Source organism: Nocardia sp. NPDC050697, from assembly GCF_040654395.1.
In the GTDB taxonomy this organism is placed as follows: domain Bacteria; phylum Actinomycetota; class Actinomycetes; order Mycobacteriales; family Mycobacteriaceae; genus Nocardia.
In genome coordinates, this window is the sequence record NZ_JBFAHY010000012.1 from 174530 (window position 1) to 182959 (window position 8430).

Annotated in this window: 6 protein-coding genes; 3 read left to right on the forward strand and 3 right to left on the reverse strand. The window is 74.2% G+C overall.

All coding sequences use genetic code 11. The features are described from left to right. Window positions 1-33: 33 nt before the first annotated feature. Together rarD and AB0H71_RS31635 are read left to right on the forward strand one after the other, a co-directional pair. The gene (gene rarD / locus AB0H71_RS31630) at window positions 34-951 is read left to right on the forward strand and encodes an EamA family transporter RarD (RefSeq protein ID WP_357028364.1); all 918 of its coding nucleotides are present in this window, start codon (window positions 34-36) and stop codon (window positions 949-951) included. A gap of 4 nt (window positions 952-955) precedes the next feature. Then, on the forward strand, window positions 956-1870 hold the full coding sequence (locus AB0H71_RS31635; protein ID WP_357028367.1) for an ADP-ribosylglycohydrolase family protein: 915 nt from the start codon (window positions 956-958) through the stop codon (window positions 1868-1870). On the opposite strand, the gene AB0H71_RS31640 is transcribed toward AB0H71_RS31635, so the two are convergent. The 3 genes from AB0H71_RS31640 to AB0H71_RS31650 all read right to left on the reverse strand — a co-directional run bounded on the left by AB0H71_RS31640 (window position 1864) and on the right by AB0H71_RS31650 (window position 7242). Next, window positions 1864-5178 carry an arabinosyltransferase domain-containing protein gene (locus AB0H71_RS31640; protein ID WP_357028370.1) on the reverse strand — a complete coding sequence of 1105 codons (3315 nt, stop codon included), beginning with the start codon at window positions 5176-5178 and terminating at the stop codon, window positions 1864-1866. The genes AB0H71_RS31635 and AB0H71_RS31640 overlap by 7 nt on opposite strands. Window positions 5179-5296: 118 nt before the next feature. Further along, window positions 5297-5803 carry a hypothetical protein gene (locus AB0H71_RS31645; protein WP_357028373.1) on the reverse strand — a complete coding sequence of 169 codons (507 nt, stop codon included), beginning with the start codon at window positions 5801-5803 and terminating at the stop codon, window positions 5297-5299. 56 nt (window positions 5804-5859) lie between these two features. After that, entirely contained in the window at window positions 5860-7242 is a 1383-nt protein-coding gene (locus tag AB0H71_RS31650; RefSeq protein WP_357028376.1) for a DNA polymerase IV, read from the reverse strand. A 202-nt stretch (window positions 7243-7444) separates the two neighbouring features. Between AB0H71_RS31650 and AB0H71_RS31655 the strand changes: the two genes are divergently transcribed. Next, window positions 7445-8329 carry a UTP--glucose-1-phosphate uridylyltransferase gene (locus tag AB0H71_RS31655; RefSeq protein WP_357028379.1) on the forward strand — a complete coding sequence of 295 codons (885 nt, stop codon included), beginning with the start codon at window positions 7445-7447 and terminating at the stop codon, window positions 8327-8329. Window positions 8330-8430 lie beyond the last annotated feature (101 nt).

Here is an 8430-nt window from a genome sequence, read left to right on the forward strand (position 1 = left end):
ACCGAGGCGGCGCGGCGAACTACCGTGGATCGGGTGTGGCGGAAGAGGTCGATACCCGGGGTCGCGTTCGGTGCTTCGGCGTATCTGCTCTGGGGGCTCTTCCCCGCGTTCTTCGGGCTGCTCGCCTTCGCCGGGGCGGTCGAGGTGCTGGCCGAGCGGATCGTCTGGACGCTGGTCGTGGTGCTGCTCGTGCTCGCGGTCACCGGGCGGTTGCGGGAACTGCGCGGCATCGATGCGCGCACCTGGCGGCTGGCCGCGGCGGCGTCGCTGGCCATCTCGGTGAACTGGGGCGTCTACGTCTTCGGGGTGCTCTCCGGGAATGTGGTGCAGTGCGCGCTCGGCTACTTCGTGAATCCGCTGGTCACGGTGGCGTTCGGGGTGCTCATCTTCCGCGAGCGGCTGGCGGGCGCGCAGTGGGTGGCGCTCGGGCTCGGGGCGCTCGCGGTGCTGGTCCTGACCGTCGACTACGGCCGCCCGCCCTGGATCGCGCTCGTCCTGGCCTGCTCGTTCGCCACCTACGGGCTGGTCAAGAAGGTGATCCGGCTGGACGCGCTGCGCAGCGTCGCGGCCGAGGGGGTGGTCGGCGCGCCGATCGCGCTGGCCTTCCTCCTCGTGCTCGCGGTGCGCGGCGAGAGCTCGTTCGGCTCCGGGGTCGGGCACACCGCGCTGCTCATCGCCACCGGCCCGGTCACCCTCGTCCCGCTGCTGCTCTTCGCCACCGCCGCCCAGCGGGTCCCGCTCTCCACCATGGGGCTGCTGCAATACCTCACCCCCGCGCTCCAGCTGCTCTGGGGCGTCGCCGTGCTGCACGAGCCCATGCCCCCCTCGCGCTGGGCCGGCTTCGCCCTCATCTGGTGCGCCCTCCTCGTCTTCAGCGCGCACGCCCTGCTCCGCGCCCGCACGAATCGCCGCGCCGCACCGGCACTTCCGGTGCCCGACCCGGGAAGATGACGCCATGGATGCGGAGACACACGATCGCGCGGCGGGCGTCCTGCTCGGCACCGCCGCCGGTGACGCGCTCGGCGCGGGCTACGAATTCACCCACCCGTCGCCGGAGACCCCCATCGACATGATCGGCGGCGGCCCGTTCGACTGGGCGCCGGGGCAGTGGACCGACGACACCGCCATGGCGGTGGTGCTCGCGCAGGCGGCGGGCGCGCCGGGCACCGGCATCGACGCGGACGCGGTGGCCGCCGGGTTCGTGCGCTGGTGGGATTCGGCCCCGCCGGACGTCGGGGTGCAGACCAGCCGGGTGCTCTCCCGGCGGCCCGGCTCCGCGCACGAGATGCGGCTCGTCGCCATGGAACTGGACGGCCGCACCGGCGGCAACGGCTCGCTCATGCGGACCGCGCCGGTGGCGCTGGCGTACCTGCGCGACGAGGCCGGGTGCCTGCGCGCGGCGGGGGCGCTGAGCACGCTCACGCACCATGACGAGCGGGCGATTCAGGCGTGCCGGATCTGGAGCGGGGCCATGCGCCGGGCGGTGCTCGGCGACGGCTTCGCCGGGGTCAGGGAGTACGCGGGCCGGATCGACCCGGAGTACTGGCTCCCGCTGCTCGATCGGGCCGAGCAGGGCACGCCGGCGGAGTTCCCGGAGAACGGCTGGGTCGTGCACGCGCTGCAGACGGCCTGGTGGGCCATCACGCACACCCCCGCCGACGGGCCGGAGCACCTGCCGCGCGCACTGGAGCTCTGCGTGCGCGCGGGCGGCGACACCGACACCACCGCCGCCATCGCGGGCGGGTTGCTCGGCGCCGTCCGGGGCGCGAGCGCGGTTCCCGCCCGCTGGCGTGCGCTGCTGCACGGGTACCCGGGGCTCACCGGCGAGGACCTGGTCGCGCTGGCGGCGCGCATGGTCGGCGCTCAGTAGCCGGTGAGGATGGGCCCCGGGGTCCAGAGCCCGGAGCGGCTCTCCTGCGCCACCTGCGGGCGCGCCGGGACGGCGCTCGGGTCGATCCGGGTGAAGCGCTGCAGCTCACCCCAGTCCCGCCGCCAGTCGTTCGCGAGGTAGGTGGGCAGCGTCTCGGCGCGGAGCAGCAGCGTGGTCCAGCCGAGCGGGCCGCCGCCGTCGTGGTTCTGCCAGAGGCTGGTGATCTCGGCGCCGGGGCGGTCCGGCAGCACCCGGTACTCGGGCACCTCGGCGATCCCGCGGCGGTGGTCGAAGGGGCGCTGGCAGGGGAACTGCAGCCCGACCATCCAGTCGAGCAGCACCGGCGCCTCGGAGCCGACCACCTCGTTCAGCGTCGCGGTGCGCGGCACCCGGGGCGGGGTGAGCGCGATCCACTGCGCCGGGTTGCGGTCCCGGTCGGCGGCGACGATCCGGACGACATCGGCCTCGGCCGGGATGTCCGCGAGCGGCACCCGCAGATTGCGCCAGGACGGCGCGGGCCCGATATCGATCGGCAGCAGCCGCCCGAGGGGACCCCCGTCGGCGGTGCCGTACTCCAGCTCGACCGTCTGCCCCGGCGTCACCACGCCGTCGCTGTCCACCGAGCGGATCCGCCCCGCCGCGCCGATGGCGACGATCCCGTCCCGCTCGGCGGGCAGCCGGTACCAGCCGGTGGTCAGCTGGGCCGGGCCCGCGTCGCCGGAGCCGTAGCTGCCGAGCATGGGCACCCGCGCCGGGTCCAGCCCGAAGGGCAGCGCGGCCGAGCGGGTGCCGTTGGCGGTGTCGGAGTTGGTGGCGCCGCTGAGCGCGTCCGCGATACTCCCGGAGGCGCTGCTCTCGTCGTCCGGGCGCAGGTCGGCGGCGACCCCGCCGGGCACGAACCCGGTGCCGGTCCCCGCCAGCGCGGCCCCGGCGTCGCCGGTGAGCGGTGGCAGCACCGACCCGGTCGGGTCGGTCTCCACCAGCACCTCGTTCGCCAGCCCGCACGGCTCGCCGAGCACCGCGGAGATATTCGAGCTGGCCAGCGTGAACGCCGGGTACCGGCTGATCGCCGCCTTCCCGAAGGAGGCCACCTCCAGCAGCACCGCCAGCGCCAGCGCGACGGCGAGCACCGGCGTCGCCGAGAGCCGCCGCGCGAGCCCGGAGATGCGGTGCGGCGTCCCCGGCTCCGGCGCGCGCACCTGCCACCACGCCGCCACCGCGAGCAATCCGGCGGCGAGCAGCAGGAACACCGTGCTGAGCTGGATCCCGGCCAGCGACACCGGCTTGTCCCACCACGGAATGCCGTACGAGGAGACGTACCACCACCCGTTGTCGCCGGTGAAGGCGAGCGCGAGCAGGAAGGAGACGACCGCGGCGAAGAGCGCGCGGTTGCGCGGCGCCTTCATGACCGCGGGCGCCACCGCCACGGCGGCCAGCACCGCGACCATGCCCGCCACCCCGGCGAAGACGCCGAAGTGGTGCGTCCACTTGGTCGGGGTGACCATCACCAGCAGCAGCGTGCCGACGGCGGTACCGAGCGCGCGGCGGGTCGGCCCGGCGGCGGTGGTCGGGATCCGGCCGCCCTTGCGCAGCAGCACCAGCACGCAGGTGAGTACCCCGGCGAAGAGCAGGAAGATCCCGGCGCGGCGGGCGAAGGAGCCGTCCACCTCCGGTTGCAGCAGGTACTGGTAGCGCAGGTACTCCTGGAACCACTTGACGTCCGGGCCCGCGATCGAGTGCACCCGCTGCATCTCGCGCATGGCGCTCAGCGGCTGGTCGGCGAAGGCGACGGCGAGCACCAGCGTGCCCGCCGCGCCGATCGGCGCGGCCAGCGCGAGCCCGGCGAGGAAGCGCCGCGGCCCGGCCGCCCGGCGCCGGACGATGTGCGCCAGCGGCCGCAGCCCGGCCAGCAGCGCCGCCACGCAGAGCACCCCGGAGGGCCCCGCGGTGCAGGCGAAGGCCGCGACCAGCACCGCGATCGCCGCGGGCAGCAGCCGCCGGGTGGCGATGGCGCGCTCCATGGAGCACCAGGTGAGCACGATGCCGAGCGCCACCACCGGCTCCGGGCGCAGGCCGTTGTCGTAGGGCAGCCAGACGGCGAGGAAGGCGAGCGCGCCGGTCCAGCGCGCGACCCGGTGCTGCCGCACCGCCACCCCGAACCGGGGGATGACCTCGCGGCTGATGAGCAGCCAGATCAGCAGCCCGGCGCCGAGCGCGGGCAGCCGGACGAACGGGCTCGCGGTGCTGATCTCGGCCAGGATCCGGATGAGGTCGTAGTACGGCGTGCCGACCGGGTTCTCCGGCACCCCGAAGTAGCGGAAGTAGTTGGCCATGTACCCGGCCGTGCCCGAGGTGCGGGCCATGCCGAACTGGTAGCCGTCGTCGGAGGTGGTGGAGCCGATGAAGTACCAGAGCACCATGACCGCGGCGACGAAGCCGTCCAGCGGGGTGAACCGCCACCAGCGGGCCGGCAGCACCCGGCGCGGGCGCAGGTTGTCGCGCCGGTCGAGGAGGTACAGCGCGGCCAGCGCAAGCACCGTGCTCAGCGCGGCGCCCCAGATGACGAGCAGTTTGAGCGGGCCGGGGGTGGAGGAGAAGCGGGAGTCGACCTCGGCGCGCATGCTGGCGCCCGCCGGGTCGGGGAGGTCGCTGAAGAGCCCGGCCACCTGCGGGCGGAAGTCGCCGGCCAGGGTGGCCTCGGTGCCGCCCGCGCCGGTGAAGGTGGTCTTCTCGCCGTCGGCGTGCAGGGTGAGCACGCAGCCCGGCGGGAGGTCGGTGACCGGGGTGCTCAGCAGCGCCTGGTTGCGCAGCACCACATCCAGCCGGGCCGGAGTACCCCCGCTCGCCGGGTCCGCTGCGGCGCCAGGGCCGGAACCTTCCGCGCCGGGCGCCGGAGTGCCGGGGCCATCCAGCTCGGACGCATCAGGTGCGGCAGTGCCCGGCCGCACCTGGGCGATGAACCCGTAGCGCTCGAGATCGGGGGCGCCGACGGGCGCGGTGGCCGCGAGCACCCCGCCCTCGGGCAGCTGCGCGACGGCGGCGCACGGAATCTCGGCGTCGAAGGTCAGCGGGGCGTAGGCGACCAGCGGCGCCTCGACCGAGCCGGGCGTCCCGCGCTGCGGCAACTCCAGCGTGGTGGCGTCCACCCGGACCGGGAGCAGCGGGACCGCGATGGCGCAGAGCATGCCGAGCACTCCGGCGATCAGGGCGACCGGAGCGGCCCAGCTCCGCGCACCGCCGGGCGATCGCGCGGGATCCGGATCGTTCACGGCGGGCTCGCGCCCGGCCCGCACCATCGTATCGGCCACGGGGTTCGATCGTGCCACGCGCGATCCTGCGCTCCGGCCCCGGGGTCCGGCCCCGGAATGCGGAACGGCCGGTCACCCCGGGAAAGGGGTGACCGGCCGGGCCGGTCCACGTCCGCGATCAGGCGGTGCAGGCGACCGACTGCTGGCCCAGGTTGGTCAGCATGAGGCAGGCCCACTGCTTCTGGACCTTCCACTTGCCGTCCTCGGCGACGAACGGCACGTCGACCACGTTGGCCTGGCCGTTGAGCACGAAGTTGGCCTTGGCGTTGACGCTCTCGCCGAAGGAGGTCACGTCGGTCACGGTGACCGCGACACCGGCCGCCTTGGCGGCCTCGGCGAGCCGGTTCGGCAGCTCCGGATCGGCCTCGATGCCCTGCACCAGCTCCAGCTTCTCCGAGCTCGGGATCGCCGGATCCAGCGCGGTGCCGAGCTGGCTGTTCAGCTGCTCGACGGTCGGGACCGGGGGCAGCGCGGCGTTCGACGCGGAGCTGCTGGCCGCGGCGCTCTTGCTGGTCGTGGTGGCGGGCTTGCTCTCGTTGTCGTCGCCACCGCAGGCCGTCAGGCCAAGCGACGCGACAATGGCCAAGCCCGCGATCGCGATTCGTCCGGTCTTACGAAGCTTCAACTGCTCGTCCTTCACATGTCGAGGAGGTTCGCTGCACGAGCCACCCAGGCTACCCGTCAGCGGAGGCTGCCCAGCGGGTCGGCTCGGGACAGCCTCGGGTCGTCGGCAGCGAACGTACGCGCCGGGCCTGGCCCTGTCGAGCGGGTCTCGAACCGCACCGTCACCCGCCCGTGCCCGGCCCCCTGCACCCAGCCGTGGCCGTGCTCGGGGTGCGCCACGTCCAGCCCCGGGTACCAGTGCGGCAGCGCCGCGTTCGCCGCCGGATCCCGGGCGGCCACCGGAAGTGGTTGCGGCACAGCGCCGCCCGGGAAGTAGCCGGGCTCGTCCCCGGTCTCCTCCGGCGCGGGCAGCTCCCGGTCCAGCTCCGGGAAGAGCGATTCCTGCCGGACCGTGGAGAGCCCGGCGTACCCGACCCCGACCAGCCGCACCGCCCCCAGCTCCATGGGATCGATGGCCGAGCGCTGCGCCGCCGTGGCCAGGGTGGCGGCATCGGTGGTGGCGTAGGGCAGCGTGACCGAACGGGTCACGATGCTCATATCCGCCTTCCTGAGCTTCAGCACCACGGTCCGGGCGGCCCTGCCGTCCCTGGTCAGCCGCCGGTACGCGGCCGCGGCCATGGCATCGATGGCCGGGCGCAGCTGGGCGAGCGTCACCAGGTCGTGCTCGAAGGTGGTCTCGGCGCTGATCTGCTTGGCCTCGGCGCGCTCGGCGACCGGGCGGTCGTCGACGCCGCGGGCCAGCCGGTGCAGCGCGGCGCCGACGGCGCCGCCGAGCAGCGTCGCGGCCTCCTGCTCGGGCAGCGCCGCGAAGGCGCCGACCGTCTCGATCCCGGCCGCGCGCAGCCTGCCGTCCGCCACCGGCCCGATCCCCCACAGCTTGCGCACCGGCAGCGCGGCCAGCAGCGCGCCCTGCTCGGCGGGGGCGATCACCCGGATGCCGTCCGGCTTGGCCAGCCCGGAGGCGATCTTCGCCAGCTGCTTGCCGGTCCCGGCGCCCACCGAGGCGACCAGCCCGGTGCGCGCCCTGACCAGCGCGCGCAGCTCCGCGCAGAACTCGGTCACGGCGGCGGCGGTGGCGCCGGCCAGCTCGGCGGGCTCGCCGAACGCCTCGTCGAAGGAGAGCGTCTCCAGCACCGGGATCCGCGCGCGCAGCGCGTCGAAGACCTGCCCGCTCAGGGCGCCGTACACCGCGCCGCGCGGGGGCAGCACCACCGCGGTACTCCCCACCAACCGCCTGGCCTGGTGCATCGGCATGGCCGAGCGGGCGCCGAAGACCCTGGACTCGTAGCTGGCGCCGGCCACGACCCCGCGCTGCCCGACTCCGCCGACCAGCACCGGCCGCCCGCGCAGCGTGGGCCGGGTGAGCTGCTCGACCGAGGCGAAGAAGGCATCCATGTCGATGTGCAGCACCCATCGGCGGGCCGCCTGCCCGGTCGTCACCCGGGCCCCGCGCCCCGGCCCCGGGCGTGCGGCACCGCCGGTACCGGGGCGGGGCTGCGGACGGGTCGCACGGGTGCAGAATCTACGCCCGCCCACCGACAGCGAACGCCGTGACCAGGCCGGAAATCGGGGGCGGGTGCCGAATCCCCGCCCGGATCGGGGGCTCCGCGCCGACCGGCGGTCGCTGTGTGATGATCGGCGCATGAAGATCCGCAAGGCCGTGATTCCGGCCGCCGGAATCGGCTCCCGGCTGCTGCCGCTGACCAAGGCGATCCCGAAGGAGATGCTTCCGGTCGGCGACAAGCCGGTCATCGAGCACACCGTGCGCGAGCTGGTCGCCTCGGGCATCACCGACATCACCATCGTGGTCAGCGGCGGGAAATCGCTGATCCAGGACCACTTCCGCCCCAACCCCGCGCTCGTCGCGCAGCTCCGCTCGGACGGGAAGACGGCGTTCGCCGATGCCGTCGAGGAGGTCGGGGAGCTCTCCCGGCGCGGGCACATCACCTACCTGGACCAGCACGGGCCGTACGGCAACGGGACGCCGGTGCTCAATGCCGCGCGGCACGCGGGTGACGAGCCCATGCTCGTGCTCTGGCCGGACGACGTCTTCGTCGCCGAGGTGCCGCGGGCGCAGCAGCTCATCGACGCGTACGAGAGCACCGGTGCGCCGGTACTCGCGCTGCTGCCGATGGATCCGGCGGATTCGCAGCGCTACGGCGTCCCGGTGGTGGCCGAGGACCGGGGGGCCGGGCTGCTGCGGATCACCGGGCTGCGGGAGAAGCCGAAGCCCCAGGACGCGCCGTCCTCGTTCGCCGCCATCGGCGGGTACGTGGTGACGCCGGGGATCGTCGAGGAGCTGCGGACGCAGACGCGCGACTGGCACCAGCACCGCACCGGTGAGATCTACCTGACGGATGCCATCAACGCGCACGCCGCAGCGAATCCGGTGTTCGGGCAGGTGATCTCGGGCCGCTGGTACGACACCGGGAACCCGGCGGACTACCTGGTCGCCCAGTTCGCCTCCGCGCTGGCGCACCCGGAGTACGGTTCGCTGCTCCGCGACCTCTGCGTGCCGCAGGACTGATCCCTCCGGGGTAGGGGTCGGGGGGGGGGGGGGTGGAAAGAGGGAGGAGGAGTAAAAAATAAAACAACCAAAGCAAGAAGAACAGAAACCACCACAAACAG